Raw genomic sequence first — 18779 nt, 5'->3', positions numbered from 1 at the left:
TGCAATCATTGTCACTTCCTTAAATCAACAACAACATGCGTAACCACTCCCCAAACCTGAAACTGCATTTCTTCTGTTATTATAATTGGACGGAAGTTTGGATTTTCGGGTGAAGCATAATCACGCCTCCCTGCTTTACGAATCTTTTTACAGTAAATTCTCCATCAAGAACAGCAACGACAATCGATCCACTATAGGGTCGGATCGCTTTATCAACAATAGCTAGGCACCCATCTGGCATATTGGCCTCCTCCATGCTGTTCCCTTGATTCTTATAATAAATGACGAATCAGGATGTGGTTGTAGAATTTAGCTAAATCTATATCTTCCTCACTATGATCTTGGGCAGGAGAAGGAAACCCAGCAGGAACCCCAAAATCGATAAATTTAAATTTCAAAGCAAAGAATTGCCATTGAGCTGACGCTCCCTCAGATTTCATTAAAGCCCCCATTGTATGCTAAATTTATTAGCACAAACCTAACTAAATAATTTAGTATTTAACAGGGCATTAACCAATTCTTTACGAAAACAACTTATGTTCTTCGCGTGTTTTAAATGATTTCAGATAATTATAGTACCGAAATACGAACTTATTATTACAAACAGCTAAGTGCATGCTTACAATGCGGAGATATATTACATATATGTTAATATTATATCCTCTATGAATACTCTCAGGGGGAAATGCCAAAGTTTAAGAATGAGCCAATTGTTAATATTGTCAGAAAAAGATTTAGGCGATGCTACTGAATATTTGGAAACTCAGGACTGGAACTTTGGTGGAAGCGAGAAGGAGGTAGTTGGTTATGATAGCCTAACCAAAATTATCTGGATCAAAAGTTCCGGTTTAACTAGCCAAGAGAGATTGACTTTTTACTTTTTGGAACAAACGCAGCGCTATTTTTGCTACCAAGTATCGGATAAATCAGCCTATCAAAATCTTTTTGTTCAAAGTAAGCAGTTCAAATTTGACCTGCTAGACACAGATGCCTACGAAAATATACTGACAAGTATTTATAGGAATTATAAGTATACTATTGAAATGCAGAGGATATTTGTTCCCGAATATCTTAAAGCAGGCTATTCAATCACAGTCTTTAACAATGAAATTTACAAAGAAATGTTTAACTATTAGATGTTCACATCCTTAATTTCTAACATCAGTTTGTTGAAACGGCTTGTTTAACCATTATTAGACGATTATGGAGTATGAGATAAAGTATTGAATTTTGATTAATAGTGTGCGTATTTATTCCCTTATGCACGATATCAAATAAAACCGACGAAGCAGTTTTCGGACGTTCATCATATTTGTGAAAAAAGAACTAATATGATAAAACAAGAGGAATTAGTTACAATGAGAGCCATAGCACTCTGCTTCAAACCATTTTTAAAGCCTGAGGAAGCTCTTATTTTTTGCAATCTTGGACGGACACAATTTGCAAAAAAGTGTGAAGAATATGGATTGTTTAAAAATGATAACGGCTACTACAAACGAGAAGATATCGAAAAAATGCTAAACGGGGAAAAGGTTATAGTAATGCAATTACCACGCAAAAGGAAATAGGAAGAATATTCTATAGTCACTAAAAGTAAAAAGGTGTCCACCGTGGACACCTTTTTACTTTTAGTGACTTTCACTCAGGCAAATGAAGAAAATATTTATCAATGTCGGCAGATGGCAATTTCATGATAGTTGCAAGTTGATCTTTCGCTCGATACCGCCTGTAGGTTTTATTTACCTGCTTAGGCGTGGCATGGCCCATTAAGGCGGCTATAGTAACATCATCCACTAGAGCATCCCTAAGTAATATTGCGAACGACAGTCTTGCACATGACCAAGTAATTCGTTTTAGTATTTTTGCCGCTGCAACCCACTGTTCAAGTATTTTATTACAACCATTCCGACCTGGAATCTGGAAGAGCTTTTTATTACCGGTCGTACTAGCTCTTTTTTTCCTTTGTATTTTTATTATTGCTTGTGCAATTGGATGAAGCGTTAATGTGACCGGTAAGCCTGTTTTCTTCTGTATAATTCGAGTTGTCAGTACATCCTCCAATATGTCATTATCCCATACACGCTCGACATCAACCCATCTTAGCCCGGTGTAACAGCAAAAAATAAATGCAAATCTGACTTCTTCGTTTAAGCAAGGCGTTTTAATCAATGCCAGATATTCCTCTACTTCCAAGTTCTCTTTTAATGTAGTGCTAGGATTGGCAATAGCTGAAACGTCCTCCGTTGGATTTTCCTGATAATATTTGTCTTTTGTTGCAGCATTGAGTACCCACTTGAACCTGGTGTAATACCCTTGGGGAGTTTCGCCATTGTACTTAGCTAGCAGGTATTTTCTAAACTCTTTACAGATGTTTTCCGTGATATCAATAGGAGATATGAAATCACGTTTTATGAATTCTTTAAACTGTGTAAAGCTATTTTGTAATGCTCGATTGCCGTCAACCTTATTTTGTTCAACGTATTCTTCATAATAATCAAGAAAGTTTGCCTTGAATTTATGGGGTGGAATGTAGGCAGTTCCTATTGACTGCTGCTCTATTATTGTCTGGCTTTTCTTAACCTCAATTAAGTCTAATACTTGCTTATTGTGATTCTTTTGAGTTTGGTTTTGTGGCTTTGTATAAGTAAACACACCGACCGCGGGCCTTTTCCCCGGCCCGCGTCCATAATCGTAATAGTAAATTCTTTTGTCCTTTTTTCTGTTTAGGTAAGATCCTATGTTCATATCGTTGTGGCTTTTGGGTTATAGGTTTACAATGATCAATGTACGTGCCGTGCCGCAGTTTTGTGGCCTTGGATGAATTGTTTGCTGGGATAGCAAATAGAAAGAGATAATAAGAGTGAAAAAGGGGGGAGAAGAAATTTTTAGAGATTTTTCCTGCGTACGTGTCAGTCCTGACATGTTTACATTTTTAGGTCTGCCATTTAAGACGTGCCCGATTCTCGTTTGCTGGGATTGATGTGTGTAATTTCCCGCTTGACCATTTAGGACGGGAATCTGTTGCGAGGTAAGACAATTTCTGCTTGTCATTTTGCTTGTCAATTGATTGTCAATAATAGTGGTAGAAAGGGTTAAAACCTGTGAAAAATTGACAAGCATAAATTAAAAATGGCTCTGTAAATCAATTGATTACAGAGCCATTACGTGCCCAGAACTGGATTCGAACCAGCACACCCTTGCGAGCGCTGCGACCTGAACACAGTGCGTCTACCAATTTCGCCATCTGGGCAACTGATTTCCGTGTCAGGGAGTGCAAAGGTAAACATTTAACCCAATCTGCCAAATTTTTCTTAAAAAAGATGCTTTGATAAGCCTTTGACTATACTTATCCTTCGTTGATGCTACGTTATTAACGTAGCATCAACGAAGGATAAGTATAGTCAAAGTATATTAAGAAGCTTAAAACACCCACACGCCATTCATCATCGCCACTCCGCAGGTCGTCTCAAATGAATTTACATAACTATCCGGCGTCCTGCGCCACCATTGTCCCCACATCAGGCCATTTGAATTCCTGTAGTTCCAGGCTTCCGCGGCATTATAATTCAACCATGCGGCATAAGTAGTCTGCAAATTATGATCTTTTACAAATCTGCATGCCCAACGTGCAAAGATAGCTTTGAAACCCTGACAATCATCGCAGTCATACTCATCAGGCATTAATCCTTGTGCGTTGCACATATTATTTTTTGTGTAGTCCATGGCCTTCATACCCATTGCTTTAAAATTGGAGGAAGGGTAGGAGTTGTGTAACATACTGCAGGCGCCGATAAAGGTGCCTTGAGTATAGGTGCGGGAGCCTTCAGTGATGGTGCCGGCGGCGTTAATGGCACCTTTGACTTCACCGGTGCCGGACACATACAAACGGCTGACCATCCAGTCAGTGATCATTTTGGCTTTATCGCGGTAGCTGACGTCACCGGTGACCTGATAGAGGTACATTGCGCAGATAGCAGCGGGCGCATTGACGCAGGCATTTTTGGTAGCTTTGGCAGTGGTCCACCATAGTCCGCCGCCAAGGTTAGTATCCCAGGCACGGTTCCAGACCATATCAAAGTTGTTTTTAGCCATGTCTTTCATCCCGCCATCATTGGTGATGAGAAATGCCCGTACACACATCAGGGCGCCCCATATGACATCGTCATTGAAGGTATTGGCCGTCCAGAGTAGTCCGTAGGCATCCCGCATGCCATTATAGAGGTAAACCATCTTGTTACGCAGGTCAGCGTCATTGTTGACATTATAAGCGTCTATTAGTGTTTCAATAGCTTCTGCCTGTCGCCAGAAGTCCATTCTGCCGGTACGGTTGACATCAGAATAATAATAGGCTTTAAAAGAAGAACCATAGGTGCCATATTGATTGTAAAACGCGTTGTTATAGCACTGCATGGCTAACAGCGCTTCTGAGCGGACTGGTTGTACAGAACTGGCGGTCACGAGACCTTTGGTCGTGGTTTCGGTGGACAACTTTTCCGGACTACTGATTTCTTTTTTTCCGCAGCCGGACATAATAAGGGCCAGGAGTAATGCCGCAATCGGTGGAATTTTCATGTTTTTCATTTTTTATGAGTGATGGGTATTGCTAACGTGGATCATGTGCTCGTGGAACCCGGGTTTTCAATCTGCTACGTAAGAGGACAGGGGAATGGGGAAAATTACTTACAGGGACATAAAAAAAGCCGCTTTCCGATAAAGGAAGCGGCTTTTTTCCATATTTTCAGATAGCTTATACAGCTACGTTGAATTCTCTAAGGGTGTCGTTCAGACTGGTTTTCAGATCTGTAGATGCTTTACGCTGACCGATGATCAGTGCGCAGGGAACCTGGTATTCGCCAGCTGGGAATTTCTTGGTATAACTACCTGGAATTACCACGCTGCGTGCTGGTACACGACCTTTGTATTCAATTGGTTCCGGACCGGTTACATCGATGATTTTGGTGCTCTGGGTCAGTACCACGTTAGCACCCAGTACCGCTTCTTTCTCTACGACTACGCCTTCTACCACGATACAACGGGAGCCGACAAAGCAACCGTCTTCGATGATTACAGGACTCGCCTGCAATGGTTCCAGTACACCGCCGATACCCACGCCACCGCTCAGGTGAACATTCTTACCGATCTGTGCGCAGGAGCCTACTGTCGCCCAGGTATCCACCATGGTACCCTCGTCAACGTAAGCGCCGATGTTAACATAAGATGGCATCAGGATCGCTCCTTTAGCAATAAAAGCACCGTAACGGGCAACTGCATGAGGTACAACACGTACGCCCAGATCCTTGTAACGGGATTTCAGCTTCATTTTGTCATAGAACTCGAATGGTCCTACTTCTATGGTCTCCATGGACTGAATGCCGAAATACATCAGAATGGCCTGCTTAACCCACTCATTTACTTTCCAACCGTTCTCTCCAGGTTCAGCCACTCTTGTTTTGCCTTTGTCTACAGCCTCGATCACACATTTTACTGCATCACTGTATTGTGATTCCTGCAGCAAAGCGCGATTATTCCAGGCCGCTTTTATTAATTCTTGTAGCTCCATCGTTGAAATTTTCTGCAAACATAAGGAAAACATGTTAGTAGTTGCAAGCTGGCAGCGATTCCTTACCTTTACTTCCCTTTAAACAATGCTATGAATATTGCCTTCGACGCAAAGCGGGCTTACCAGAATAATACCGGACTGGGGAACTACAGTCGCACATTGATAAGTTCTCTGGCTACCTACTTTCCGCAGCACAGTTATTATCTCTATGCACCTAAGCTGACTACGCTTTATCAGACGGCCGCTTTCTCCAATATGCAATCTGTATTGCCTGAAAAACGCCTGCATCGCTGGTTTCGCAGCGCCTGGCGCAGTAAATATGTGGTAGGAGAACTGGCAGCAAAAGGCATTGATATTTACCACGGACTGAGTCACGAAATTCCTTTTGGTATACATACAAGCGGTGTGAAAAGCGTTGTGACCATGCACGATCTGATCTTCGAACGCTATCCGGGACAATATAATCCCATCGATGTGCAGACGTACCGCCGTAAGGCAAAATATGCCTGCCAGTACGCAGATAAGATCATTGCTATCAGTGAACAAACGAAACAGGACATCATTCACTACTATAAAACACCTGCCGAAAAAATAGAAGTTGTCTATCAGAGTTGTGATGAATCTTTTGCCGTAACACACGACGAAAGCCAGATCCGTCAGATGAAAGCACAATATGGTCTGCCGGACTCCTACTTTCTTTACGTAGGTTCCATCATCGAACGTAAGAACCTGATGGGCATTATTCACGCCATGCTACAACTGAAAGGAGATATAGATCTTCCGCTTGTTGTACTGGGCGGTGGGAGCAGCTATAAGAAGAAAGTAAAGACGTTTGTAGCGCAACACGGCATGTCTGACCGTATCATCTGGCTCAATGAAAAAGCGCGTCTCGCAGATGCAGACCTGCCTTTATTGTATCAGGGTGCGCAGGCATTGATATATCCTTCTATCTTTGAAGGTTTTGGTATTCCTATTCTGGAAGCACTCTGGAGTCGAACACCAGTTATCACTTCTGCAGGTTCCTGTTTTGGGGAAACAGGTGGAGATGCAGCACTGTATGTGAATCCGTTGCAACCGCCAACTATTGCAGATGCCATGCGGAAAGTATTGCGGGAGCCGTCATTCGCAGCAACAATGAGAACAAAAGGTTGGGCACACGCTCAGTTATTCAGCCGTGAAAAATGTGCGGCCGGTGTAATGAAGGTCTACGAAAGTTTATAAGTTATGATTGAATTTGAAAATGATATAAACGCCTCTTTGCAGGTACTACGTAGCGGAGGACTGATACTGTACCCCACAGATACAATCTGGGGCATAGGTTGTGATGCAACCGATGAAGCGGCAGTAAAAAAAGTATTTACACTCAAAGATCGCCCCGAGGCAAAAAGCCTCGTGATCCTGCTGGCAGATGTAAGAGATCTGCTGAAATATGTGGCGCATCCCAGTCCGGAAATCGCAGATATTCTGGCCGGATTTGACAGACCTACAACCGTTATTTATGAAGGAGCTCTTGACCTCGCTCCGAATGTGATCAACAGTGATGGTACCGTAGCGATCCGTATCGTAAAAGATACTTTTTGCCGTCATCTCATTAAACGTCTCCGGAAACCGCTGGTATCTACTTCTGCGAATCTCAGCGGACAGCCATCACCGGCAATTTTCGCGGAAGTATCGCCTGAAATCAGGAATGGTGTGGACTATGTGGTGTCCTACAGACAGGACGATACCACACCGGCACAGGCTTCCAGGATTATCAAGCTGCTGAAAGATGGCAGTGTTCAGGTGATCAGATAAAAAAACTTACTTTTGCCGTTTTATTCGTTTATGATCAGTAGAAAGCCTATAGATATTCCCTGTACCTTGCAGGAACGGAAAGTGTTGGAACAGATAGCGTTAGCAGCCCATGAACTGGGTGTCGCATGCTACCTGATCGGCGGCTTTGTGCGGGATAAAATACTGAACAGACGTACCAAAGATATGGATGTGGTATGTGTAGGGGACGGTATAGCCCTTGCACATAAAGTGGCCGGTTATTTTGACAATGCGAAGGTCAGCTTCTTCAAAACCTATGGTACCGCCCAGGTGAAATGGAACGACCTTGAAATTGAATTTGTTGGCGCCAGAAAAGAAAGCTATCGTCATGAATCACGTAACCCTGATGTAGAACCGGGCACTCTGAGAGATGACCAGTTAAGAAGGGATTTTACCATCAATGCTCTGGCTATCAGCCTCAACGAAGCTGACTACGGTAGTCTGGTAGATCCTTTCGGGGGGATTGCAGACCTGGAAGCTAAAATTATCAGAACGCCTCTGGAACCGGCACAGACGTTTATTGACGATCCGCTCCGGATGATGCGTGCCATCCGTTTTGCCTCTCAGTTACAGTTTACGATCTCTGATGAAGCTTTCAGAGGTATTAAAGAAAATGCAGAGCGCATTAAGATCATCTCTCAGGAGCGTATTACAGATGAATTCAACAAGATCATGCTGTCTCCTGTTCCTTCCGTAGGACTGGATCTGCTCTATAAAGCAGGCATTATGAAGATCATACTGCCGCAGATGGTAGATCTGGTTGGAGTGGAAACGGTAGATGGGAAAGGCCATAAAGACAACTTTTATCATACCTTGCAGGTGGTGGACAATATCGCCCGCAATACGAAGGACCTCTGGCTGCGTTGGGCTGCCCTGTTGCACGATATCGGTAAACCAGCCACTAAACGTTTTGAACCGGGACATGGCTGGACATTCCACGGACATGATGCAGTAGGAGGGAAAATGGTGACCCGCATATTTACCAAAATGAAACTGCCCCTGCATGAAGATATGCGGCTGGTAAAGAAACTGGTAGAATTGCACCTGCGCCCCATCAGTGTTACAAAAGAAAATATAACCGACTCTGCTATACGCAGATTGCTCTTTGATGCAGGTGATGATATTGAGGGACTGATGATGCTTTGTGAAGCGGATATCACTTCCAAGAATAAGGCAAAAGTAAAGCGTTACCTCGAAAATTTTGAACTGGTACGTCAACGCCTGAAAGAAGTGGAGGAAAGTGATCGCATTCGTAACTGGCAACCCCCGGTGACCGGAGAAATGATCATGGAAACCTTTGGTTTGTCGCCGTCGAGAGTAGTGGGTGACCTTAAAAGTGCCATTCGTGAAGCAATCCTGGATGGGGTAATCCCCAATACCTACGATGCCGCTTATGCGTTCCTGCTTGAAAAAGCCAAATCAATGGATTTGACACCAGTTAAATAAAAATGTTAATTTAGTAGTGTTAATTAATGTTAACATTGCCCTTTTTCAGGATTGGGTGTGATGTTTGCACATATCACTTAGTCCTGAAATACCAGATTATTAATAAAATCCTTTATTGTCATGCCTGTTTTGAAATTCAGAGTTTACTGGGAAGAAGATGAAAGTGTGTACAGGGATATTTCCATTAAACCGGACCAGACATTTTTACAATTTCATCAAACTATTTTACAGTCATTCGAATTTGACAATAAACATAAAGCGACTTTTTTCCGTAGCAATGATAACTGGCAACGGGGCAGAGAGATCATTCTTGAACAGGATGGCGCTGCACGTAAGGTTGAACCGCTCCTGATGGAAGAAACGCCTATAGCCGCAGCTGTAAAGACGCCTAACCAGAAGTTCATATACCTGTATGACTATGCGAAAAACTGGACGTTCCTTGTAGAGCTGATCGGTGTGTCAAAAGACGAAAACTCAAAAATTGCCTATCCTTTCTGCACCAGAAAAGAAGGTCTCGCACCAAGCCAGTACGGTACCAAAGGTCTCGTAGGTGATAAACTCGTTGAAATGGAGGAGAAATATGACCTCAATAAAGAGGGCATGAGCGAAGACGGCTTTGGGGAAGAAGGAGAAGAAGATAACACCGACTCAGAAGACGATGGCGGTGAAGATCAGGGCAACGACGATATGTATTAAATCAATTAAGAATTGAAAATTAAGAATTAAGGATTATTGCAGTAACTGGCAGCGTTCTTAATTCTTAATCTTTAATTCCTGATTTTCAATAGGGAAGTTTTTGAAGTCTATCATTATAGTCGCAGGCCCCACAGCGTCGGGCAAAACGGCCAAAGCAATAGAAGTGGCCCAACACTTTAATACGGCCGTTATTTCTGCGGATTCCCGTCAATGTTATCAGGAAATAAGTATTGGTACCGCGAAACCCAGTCCGCAGGAATTACAGACAGTTCCCCATTATTTTATCAATTCCCACTCCATACAGGAAGAAGTCAATGCAGGTCTTTATGAACAGCTCGCACTGAGCTATGCAGCTGAAATCTGGAAAGATAATGATGTAGCCGTTATGTGTGGCGGCACTGGACTTTATATTAAAGCTTTTTGTGAAGGCATGGATAATATGCCTGCTATCCCTCCCGGTGTCCGTGAGTCTATTCAGACCCGTTATGAGCAGGAAGGAATGAGCTGGCTGCAACAGGAAGTACAGGAGAAAGATCCGGGTTTCTATGCTACTGCGGAAACACAGAATCCACATCGTTTAATGAGGGCGCTGGAAGTCTTGTATGCTACCGGACAATCTATTACCAGTTTCCGGACTGGGAACGTGGTAAAACGCGATTTTAATATCATAAAAACAGCCATTACACTGCCTAAAGAAAGGCTACATGATAATATTGCCCGTAGGGTGCATATGATGGTGGCAGAAGGATTGCTGGAAGAAGTACGGTCAGTATTGCCTTACCATGCACACAATGCATTGCAGACGGTGGGATATAAAGAAGTGTTTGATTATCTGGATGGGAAAATATCGTGGGCAGAAGCAGTTGAGCAGATCATTATTCATACCCGTCAATATGCAAAAAGACAATTGACATGGTTTAAAAAAGATACGGACTTTAAATGGTATGAAGGAGGAGAGGGGTTGTTGGAGGACGTGGTCAGCAAATTATAAATCAGGAATTACAAGTCAATATTTTGGTCTAAAAGAAACGCGCTTCAAGTTACTTGAAGCGCGTTTCTTTTTATCATTCCTGATGCTGAATTATCAGAACTTCCATCCGAAAGTTGCATTCACATTAGTAGATTGGCTCTTAATAGAAGCTGCTGCCGGAGTTGTATAATGATCCTCAGGATCAGCATTGGAAGCCAGTACATATGGCTGGTTAGAACGGGTATTATTGCCCCATACCAGACCCAGATCCATATAGAAACCACGATTTCTGTAACCGATACCTCCGGTATAGAATTCACGTTTACCATCGATCGCGCTGTTCTTGTAAGGGCTTGCGTATAATGAATAACCTAGTCTGAAGGCGATAACATGCAGTTTTAGTTCACCACCTACACGGATGTTAGAAACACCTTTGTAAGTAGCTTTAATCGCCTCATTGCGCGCATCTGAATCAGCTTTGTCAAATGACTGGTCATTGCGGAAACGCAATCTCATGGATGTATAATCCATATACTCATAGTCGAAGGAAAGGAAGCCTGTTGGTTTTCTGGTATCAGCAGAAGGACTGAACAGGTAAGTCGCACTTAATATGCCTTTCCATGGAGTTCTGAGCGTGTATTTGGATTCGTCAGAATAGCCGTCGTAAGTATCTACAGAAGAGAAGGAACGTACACCCAATGTTTTGGTGGAGGTAGTCATATCTGTTCTGTAAGTATCAGTGAATGTCATCCAGGATGGGCTATGGAAAGTCGCACCGAGGTTGAGTGATTTGATCGGTTTGAAGATACCACCTATTTTCAGGTTAATACCTGTACCTTCTGATTTCAGCGTTTCTGTCACATCGAAGCTATTCAGATCTGTAGCAGTGGTGTTCAGATTGGTTTCCTTCCAGGTCCTGTCATGTTTGTAGGTGATGGTTGGAATATTCACACTACCACCGAGGTACATTTTATCATCATAGTTCGCACCGAACGCAAATGATATTTCATTAGAACCGCCTCTGGCATTGATGATATTTTCCTGTTTAACATAGATGCTTCTGTCTGTCGCCTGTGCTGCAGAATAGAAGAAACCATCCGGTTGGTTATTACCATCCAGGTAAGGAGAGATCAGCCCGGTCTGATAGGCGAGTGCAGACGTATGTGCCAGTGAGCCGATAGTCGAAGAACCACCCAGTTCATTGTCCGGATCAGTTACACCTGCAGCTTCCGCGTCAAGGTAGTAGTTCAGTGAAAGAGACGAACTTCTGTTATCGCCGGTATAATAAATTCTTTCATTGTAATTCTGTGTACGGTTCAGCCCCAGCCCAAAGCTGAAGTTCTGCCATTTACTATCTGGTCTTTTTCTCCTGCCACCGAATATCATGCTGATATTGGAGACAAGCGGAATAAACTTGTTGTCGCTGTCTGTAGTACCGAGGTAGGTACCTTTGTTGTTAATATTCTGAAGGCCTACTGTAAAGGAGAAATCATTTGTTCTGAAAAAACCGACTGAAGCAGGGTTCGCATACATAGAAGACGGCTCGCCGCCCAGCGCTCCCAGTGCGCTACCTATCGATTGACCCCTTGTTGTACCTGAAGGTGAACTGGTGCTGAATCTTAAAGCGTCGTCTATATTTTGCGCATGAAGGGAAACACATGTCCCTGTCAATGCAATGGCAACCACCATTCTTTTAATCATATAGTAGAATTAAAGGGTAAGGGTTAAAAAATACCCTGGCTTTTAGACCAGGGTACAGTTAAGAATATCAATGATCAAATCATTTGTAAGATTAGTTTCTGCCCCGTCCGCCACGGCTACCACCGCCGCCGCCGCCAACAGAACCTCCACCACCACCGCCAACTGATCTGGTAGGCGGGCTATAAGATGGAGCCGGAGTATAAGAACGTTGTGGCTGTTGTGAAGGCTGATAAGATCTTGTAGGAGGATTGTATGAACCGCTGCTGCGACCACCGCCGTCATTACCTACAGGACGTTCGCCGGCTGAAGGTGTGAAAGATCTTCTTGGTGTGTAATAACCATCACCACTGTTTCTGCCACCACTGTTTGAGTTAGAACCACCTGTTACAACACGACCACCAGGATTAGTTCCGACTGTTCTTCTGGAAGGTGTATAATCAGTTCTGCCGGTACGGCCACCTGGATTAGGAGTAGTACCACCTACAACTCTGGTAGGGTAGGAAGAACCAAAGCTTCCGCGTGTACGACGACCTGGAGAAGAGTAACCGTAGTATCCACCTCCATGACCACCCCAGTAACCCGGATAACCGTAGTATCCGCCACCGTAGTAACCACCGTACCATGGGCTATAGTAACCCCAGCTGTTCCATGGGTTGTATCCCCATCCACCGCCCCAGCCGTAGCCAATGCCGATGCTGAGAGAAGGACCCCAGTAAGAACCGTAGTATGGGTAACCCCATCCACCGCCCCAGCCCGGAGAACCATAGAAGCCGCTCATACCCCAGCCGCTACCGTAGTATGGACTACCGTAGAAACCTGATGAGTATACGTTCGGAGAATAGTAATCGTAGTAAGAACCTTTATAATTACGGTTGAACATGTCTATACGACGGGAGTAATCGCCCTGATCCTCATCATCATATGTAACATAGGTACCGTCACCATTTGTATCTGCATAAGCAACGTTATCATCGTTGCGATTATTGTTACCTCCGTAGTCGGGTTTCACTCTCGGAGAGTAGTAAACGTCATCTGGCGTTTGCGTGGTTTTGTATGCTGAGGAGCAACCGCCTAATATAAGCGTAGCCAACAAAGCAAGGTATGGAATTGATTTCATTGTCGGAATTTTTTAGCCTGATTTCTATAGTAAATTTACACTATTTTAACTCAAAGAAAGGTTAATGCTACAATAATATCTAACCACTCATAATATTTTATCAAATTGTTTGCACGTTTCTGATTTTCATGTAGGTTTGTGACATTTTACCTTTTGGTAATATATTTAGTGCAAATATTAAGCCAAATTAATATATTGTACCAGACAAGATTATAAATATTTCAATTATCATATGAGTAAAGAGATCACAGCCCGTTCTGAAGATTATTCACAATGGTACAATGATTTGATTCTTAAAGGAGGATTAGCAGATTATTCTGCTGTGAGAGGTTGTATGGTGATAAAACCATACGGTTTTGCCCTCTGGGAAGGCATGAGAGACGTGCTTGACGCGAAATTCAAAGAGACAGGACATCAGAACGCTTATTTCCCCTTATTCATACCCAAAAGCTTTCTCAGTAAAGAAGCTGAGCACGTAGATGGCTTTGCCAAAGAATGTGCAGTAGTGACACACCACCGTCTGATGCAGAATCCGGACCCGAATGTGAAAGGACTGGTGGTAGATCCGGAAGCTAAACTGGAGGAAGAACTGATCGTTCGTCCTACTTCTGAAACGATTATCTGGAATACATATAAAGACTGGATCCAGTCTTACCGTGACCTGCCGCTGCTGATTAATCAGTGGGCGAACGTTGTACGCTGGGAAATGCGTACCCGTCTGTTCCTGCGTACAGCTGAGTTCCTGTGGCAGGAAGGTCATACAGCGCACGCTACTGCTGAAGAAGCGATCGCTGAGACCAAACAGATGCTGGAAGTATATGCTGACTTTGCAGAAAACTATATGGCGTTGCCGGTAGTAAGAGGAGTGAAATCACCTGCTGAACGTTTTGCCGGTGCATTGGATACTTATTGTATCGAAGCCCTGATGCAGGACGGTAAAGCTCTGCAGGCTGGTACTTCCCACTTTCTGGGTCAGAACTTCGCAAAAGCATTCGACGTGAAATTCTCCAATAAAGAGAATAAACAGGAATATGTATGGGCCACCTCATGGGGGGTATCCACCCGTCTGATCGGTGCGCTGGTAATGGCACACAGTGATGATGATGGTCTGGTACTGCCTCCGCGTATCGCGCCATTGCAGGTAGTGATCGTTCCTATTTACAAAGGAGATGAGCAGAAAAGCAAGATCGATGCAAAAGTACATGAGATCATGGCTGATCTGAAAAAGGCTGGTATCCGTGTGAAATATGACGATTCTGACAATGCCCGTCCGGGATGGAAATTTGCAGAATATGAAATGAAAGGCGTACCTGTACGTATCGCTCTGGGCGCACGCGACCTGGAAAACAACGTTGCAGAAGTAGCCCGCCGCGATACGAAAACTAAAGAAAGCCTGTCTCTGGACGGTCTCGCAGAACGTATCGGTACATTACTGCAGGATATCCAGACAGAGATGTACAATAAAGCGCTTAAATTCAGAGATGAGCATATCACACCTGCTGACACGATGGAAGAATTCGAACGTCTGCTGGATGAGAAAACAGGCTTCATCGCTGCACATTGGGACGGCACAACTGAAACGGAAGAAAAGATCAAGGAACTTACAAAAGCAACCATCCGTTGCATTCCTTTGAACAATAAACAGGAGGCTGGTACCTGTATCCTTACAGGCAAACCGTCTACTCAGCGTGTTCTCTTTGCACGTGCTTATTAAAAGACTTGCCGGCAGTACCCATTAGTCAGGTGGTACTGCCGGTTTTTTAATCAAAATCCGACCCGTCTTGATGCCTAAAGTCCGTTACATATTCTTATGGTGGATGTTAATGGTCCTGACCACAGGTTACCATGCTGTTGCTCAGGGGCTCATGATCCGTAACTACAACGTGAAGGATGGCCTGGCGAATGCCACTGTCTACGCTGTAGTACAGGATAAGGAAGGATTTATATGGTTTGCTACCCCCACAGGTGTCAGTAAATTTGACGGAAAACGCTTTCGCAATTATTCTAAAAAAGACGGTCTCACCGACAATGACGTCGTAAAACTCTCCGCCGATTCCAAAGGGCGCGTCTGGTTTTCTACCCTCAACGGACAACCTTCTTTCTACTGGAACTCTACTATTCATACCGGACAGAATGACTCTTCCCTGCACGTGGACGCCCGCGGACAGTACATGCAGTTCATGTTTGAAGATTATGCCGGTTTTATCTGGTTCCTTAATACGGATAACAGGATTATTCAATATAGTGGTAGAAAGACGACCTACGATAAACTCGGTGCGCAACGTACTGACCTTTTTTATTTTCTCCGTAACGATACCATCTTCAAGCCGTTGCAGCCATACTTTAACATGGTCAACCTGAGAGATGGTTACAACCCCGATCAACGTATTCTCACCTCCTGCAGCTTTCCCATGGAACGTGCGGCAGTTGAAAGAGCCCGCTCTTATCCGGTGATCATCGTTGATAATAATCTTTATACCTACAGCAATAAAGAAGCTGTCTGCTTTTTCAATGGCGATGACTGGGGTATCCGGGAAGAGATCAGCAATATCTGTGTCGATAACGATAACCTCTGGATTGGTACACCCCGGGCATTGTATTATCTGAAAGGGTTTTTTAAGGGAGAAAGGAATCCGGTTAAGCTGCTGCAGAATCACTATATCACCTCACTCCTTAAAGACCGTGATGGTAACATCTGGATCACCACCTTCGGAGACGGTGTATATAACATCCCCTACAAGAATTTCTACTTCAATTACCTCGACAATACCAACGGACTATATTCACACTCCATTTTTAGTATTGCCAAAGATCCGAAAACGGAGACTCTGCTGGTCGGACAAAACGCCGGGGTACTCAATACCATCGACAATAATAATAAGATACGCCAGTTTAATCTGGATACCACCAGTGGCCGTAACAGCATAATCAGTATACTGCCTTATAAGCCCAATGAAATGCTGATCGGCTCAGATAATGGGCTGTTTGTATTTAATACACTAAAGCAAAAAGCCTCATTGCTGAAACCAGTCAAGGCTTTAAAAGACGTAGATATCGCTCCCGGAGGGAAAATCAGGCTGGTGACCAAAGATCAGGTGATCACAGATAACTACAGCGTAGGGGTGGAAGATGATCTGATTACTTCCATTACCAGTATCAATGATTCCGCTTACTATGTAGGTACAAATGCAGGACTGCTGTATGGAAATGATGCTTTACGCACCTTACGTATACCCGGAGAAGATTCCTCCCTGCACAGAAGTATTAAGGACCTGAAATGGATTGATGGTAACCTCTGGATTGGTACCAGCGACCATGGTTTATATGTACTGCACAATAATCAGGTGATCAAACACCTGAGTACTGCAGATAAACTGGTCAGCGATATCTGTCAGCAGTTATACTACGATGGTATCGGCCGGTTGTACGTTTCGACCAACAAAGGCGTTTCCGTCATTGATGTCAAAACCCAGACCCTGATCCGGAATATTAATTCGAATGATGGCCTGATGAGTGATGATACCCGCGGGGTATATTACCAGCAAGGCATCTTATATATAGCTACCTCCAACGGTCTCAGTTATTTTCAGGATGATAAGATGCCTGTAGATACAGTGCCGCCGGCTATTTATCTGAATCATGTACGCTATGGAGACAGCACTTATCTGCCGGGTAAACAGTTTGTACTCCTGTATCAGAGGAAAGCCTCTTTTGAGGTAGAATTTGGCGCTATCGCCTATGATCTGCCTGATCTCGTTGAGTACCAGTACAACTTTTCCAGCGATACCTCAAGCGGATGGATCACAACAATGTCCAATATCGTACCTTTCCCGGACCTGCAGCCAGATACCTATCAGTTGCAGATAAGGGCAAGAAAATATAGAAGCAACTGGAGCCAGCCCGTAATCATTACGGTAACGATACTACCACGCTGGTATCAGCAGTGGTGGGCAAGGGGGATTGTTATCCTCCTCGGATTGACATTGGTAGCTTTTGTATTGAGAGATGTGATCAGGCGAATCCAGCGGGCGGAAATGCGTAAGACAGAGTACAACAGAAGGATCGCTGAACTGGAAGCTAAAGCCCTGACCAATCAGATGAACCCTCACTTTATCTTCAACTCCCTGAATTCAGTGCAACACCTGATCATGGAAAAAGAAGAAAAACAGGCGCTCAACTTCCTGGCTGACTTTGCCACCCTGATGCGGCAGATGTTGAACAACTCCCGGAAGTCGCATATCTCACTGGAAGAAGAGATCGCTTTCCTGACCCGGTATATCGAGCTGGAAAAGATCCGATTCGCGAATGTGTTCACCTACCAGTTTATTTTACAGGATGACCTGAAAGATTATACGATCTATATACCTCCTATGATTATCCAGCCTATTGTGGAAAATGCTATCAAACATGGACTGGCGCCTAAAAATGGCAGCGGCAGACTGGAAATGAAACTAGTGCTCCGGGAGGATATGTTATACTGCTCCGTAGACGATGATGGAATAGGTTGGGAACGTGCCAATGAAATCAAAAGTGGCCGTCTGATAAAGCACGAATCCACCGCTTTGAGTGTGATTAGGGAAAGGTTGCAGATTATAAAATCTTTTAATGGAAATGTTGGAAAGTTAGAAATAATTGATAAATTTAAGTCTGGTTTCGGCAATAAGGAGGGTACCCTGGTTGAAATACTGATTCCCATTGTTAAGATGTTATGAGTAATATTAAAGCTGCGATCGTAGACGATGAAGTCCGCAACATCCATATTTTGCGAAATATTCTGGAGAATTACTGTAAAGATGTTACGGTAGCGGGAGAGGCGCAGAACATTCATGACGCGGCGGAAATGATTAAAAATACCCAGATCGATGTACTGTTTCTGGATATTGAAATGCCGCCCCATAATGGTTTCCAGTTACTGGAAATGTTCCCTGTCCTGAATTTCGAAGTCATCTTCATTACAGCCTTCCAGGAATATGCATTGCAGGCGATCAAATTTGCTGCATTAGATTATCTGCTCAAACCTATCAAGGTTAGTGAGGTAGAAGATGCTTTGGAAAAAGTGAAGAAGAGCAAAAAAGGACGCCTCAACGAACTGGCTTCTATCCTGAAGGACTACGTTAAGAACAATGATAACGCATTCTCCAAGATAGTCATCCCTGTTAATGACGGTTACAATGTCATCGATCTGAAAGATATTATCTACTGCGAAGCATTTGACAGCTATACTAAAATACAGCTGATCAACAACGTGTCTCACCTCATCTCCAAGTCCCTGAAGGAATATGAAGAGATGTTGTCTGATAAGGGCTTCTATCGTGTGCACAAGTCTTTCCTTATCAATATTCACCATATCGTAAAGATCATCAAAGGTCTTGGTACGGCCGTTGTCATGAGCGACCAGAAAAACATTCCTATTTCTTCCCGTAAGAAAGACGAATTCTTCGCACAGCTGAAAGGCGTAATCAATTTATAACAGAAAG

17 protein-coding genes and 1 tRNA gene are annotated in these 18779 nt (G+C 43.6%); 10 read left to right on the top strand and 8 right to left on the bottom strand.

What is annotated here, in order from left to right:
- Positions 1-79: 79 nt before the first annotated feature.
- Entirely contained in the window at positions 80-241 is a 162-nt protein-coding gene (locus FEF09_RS34865) for a LexA family protein (protein WP_409994870.1), read from the bottom strand.
- A 31-nt stretch (positions 242-272) separates the two neighbouring features.
- Positions 273-452 (bottom strand): hypothetical protein, encoded by a 180-nt coding sequence (locus tag FEF09_RS31705; RefSeq protein ID WP_222597063.1) that lies wholly within the window; start codon positions 450-452, stop codon positions 273-275.
- 249 nt (positions 453-701) lie between these two features.
- Between FEF09_RS31705 and FEF09_RS21505 the strand changes: the two genes are divergently transcribed.
- Together FEF09_RS21505 and FEF09_RS21500 are read left to right on the top strand one after the other, a co-directional pair.
- Positions 702-1136 (top strand): hypothetical protein, encoded by a 435-nt coding sequence (locus tag FEF09_RS21505; RefSeq protein ID WP_146307019.1) that lies wholly within the window; start codon positions 702-704, stop codon positions 1134-1136.
- 195 nt (positions 1137-1331) lie between these two features.
- On the top strand, positions 1332-1568 hold the full coding sequence (locus FEF09_RS21500; RefSeq protein ID WP_146307018.1) for a hypothetical protein: 237 nt from the start codon (positions 1332-1334) through the stop codon (positions 1566-1568).
- A gap of 70 nt (positions 1569-1638) precedes the next feature.
- Here the strand turns inward: FEF09_RS21500 and FEF09_RS21495 are convergent, their stop codons facing one another.
- The 4 genes from FEF09_RS21495 to FEF09_RS21480 all read right to left on the bottom strand — a co-directional run bounded on the left by FEF09_RS21495 (position 1639) and on the right by FEF09_RS21480 (position 5560).
- The gene (locus tag FEF09_RS21495) at positions 1639-2745 is read right to left on the bottom strand and encodes a site-specific integrase (RefSeq protein WP_146307017.1); all 1107 of its coding nucleotides are present in this window, start codon (positions 2743-2745) and stop codon (positions 1639-1641) included.
- A gap of 421 nt (positions 2746-3166) precedes the next feature.
- A tRNA-Leu gene (locus FEF09_RS21490) sits at positions 3167-3250 on the bottom strand.
- Between the two features lie 170 nt (positions 3251-3420).
- Positions 3421-4572, bottom strand: a complete 1152-nt coding sequence (locus FEF09_RS21485; RefSeq protein ID WP_146307016.1) for a glycoside hydrolase family 76 protein — start codon at positions 4570-4572, stop codon at positions 3421-3423.
- Between the two features lie 175 nt (positions 4573-4747).
- On the bottom strand, positions 4748-5560 hold the full coding sequence (locus FEF09_RS21480) for a 2,3,4,5-tetrahydropyridine-2,6-dicarboxylate N-succinyltransferase (protein WP_146307015.1): 813 nt from the start codon (positions 5558-5560) through the stop codon (positions 4748-4750).
- 90 nt (positions 5561-5650) lie between these two features.
- On the opposite strand from FEF09_RS21480, the gene FEF09_RS21475 reads away from it, so the two are divergent.
- From FEF09_RS21475 to miaA, 5 genes are all read left to right on the top strand, one after another.
- On the top strand, positions 5651-6781 hold the full coding sequence (locus FEF09_RS21475; protein WP_146307014.1) for a glycosyltransferase family 4 protein: 1131 nt from the start codon (positions 5651-5653) through the stop codon (positions 6779-6781).
- A gap of 3 nt (positions 6782-6784) precedes the next feature.
- Complete coding sequence (locus FEF09_RS21470) at positions 6785-7354, top strand: L-threonylcarbamoyladenylate synthase (RefSeq protein ID WP_146307013.1); 570 nt, start codon at positions 6785-6787, stop codon at positions 7352-7354.
- 30 nt (positions 7355-7384) lie between these two features.
- Positions 7385-8818, top strand: a complete 1434-nt coding sequence (locus FEF09_RS21465) for a CCA tRNA nucleotidyltransferase (protein ID WP_186774446.1) — start codon at positions 7385-7387, stop codon at positions 8816-8818.
- A gap of 120 nt (positions 8819-8938) precedes the next feature.
- Complete coding sequence (locus FEF09_RS21460) at positions 8939-9514, top strand: IS1096 element passenger TnpR family protein (protein WP_146307011.1); 576 nt, start codon at positions 8939-8941, stop codon at positions 9512-9514.
- Between the two features lie 100 nt (positions 9515-9614).
- Positions 9615-10505 (top strand): tRNA (adenosine(37)-N6)-dimethylallyltransferase MiaA, encoded by an 891-nt coding sequence (miaA, locus tag FEF09_RS21455; RefSeq protein WP_146307010.1) that lies wholly within the window; start codon positions 9615-9617, stop codon positions 10503-10505.
- A 93-nt stretch (positions 10506-10598) separates the two neighbouring features.
- Here miaA and FEF09_RS21450 read toward each other — a convergent pair whose 3' ends face one another.
- Together FEF09_RS21450 and FEF09_RS21445 are read right to left on the bottom strand one after the other, a co-directional pair.
- Positions 10599-12185: an OmpP1/FadL family transporter gene (locus FEF09_RS21450; RefSeq protein WP_146307009.1), complete on the bottom strand. Its 1587-nt coding sequence runs from the start codon at positions 12183-12185 to the stop codon at positions 10599-10601.
- Between the two features lie 91 nt (positions 12186-12276).
- Complete coding sequence (locus tag FEF09_RS21445; RefSeq protein ID WP_146307008.1) at positions 12277-13302, bottom strand: hypothetical protein; 1026 nt, start codon at positions 13300-13302, stop codon at positions 12277-12279.
- A 232-nt stretch (positions 13303-13534) separates the two neighbouring features.
- Between FEF09_RS21445 and proS the strand changes: the two genes are divergently transcribed.
- From proS to FEF09_RS21430, 3 genes are all read left to right on the top strand, one after another.
- The gene (gene proS, locus FEF09_RS21440) at positions 13535-15016 is read left to right on the top strand and encodes a proline--tRNA ligase (RefSeq protein ID WP_146307007.1); all 1482 of its coding nucleotides are present in this window, start codon (positions 13535-13537) and stop codon (positions 15014-15016) included.
- A gap of 70 nt (positions 15017-15086) precedes the next feature.
- Positions 15087-18014, top strand: a complete 2928-nt coding sequence (locus FEF09_RS21435; protein ID WP_146307006.1) for a two-component regulator propeller domain-containing protein — start codon at positions 15087-15089, stop codon at positions 18012-18014.
- Positions 18011-18772, top strand: coding sequence for a LytR/AlgR family response regulator transcription factor (locus FEF09_RS21430; RefSeq protein WP_012793534.1), 762 nt, complete (start codon positions 18011-18013; stop codon positions 18770-18772). Before FEF09_RS21435 ends, FEF09_RS21430 begins: the two co-directional genes overlap by 4 nt.
- Positions 18773-18779: the final 7 nt, after the last annotated feature.

The organism is Chitinophaga pinensis (assembly GCF_007896845.1).
Taxonomy (GTDB): Bacteria; Bacteroidota; Bacteroidia; order Chitinophagales; family Chitinophagaceae; genus Chitinophaga; species Chitinophaga pinensis_C.
This window is presented reverse-complemented; position numbering and strand designations above follow the sequence as displayed.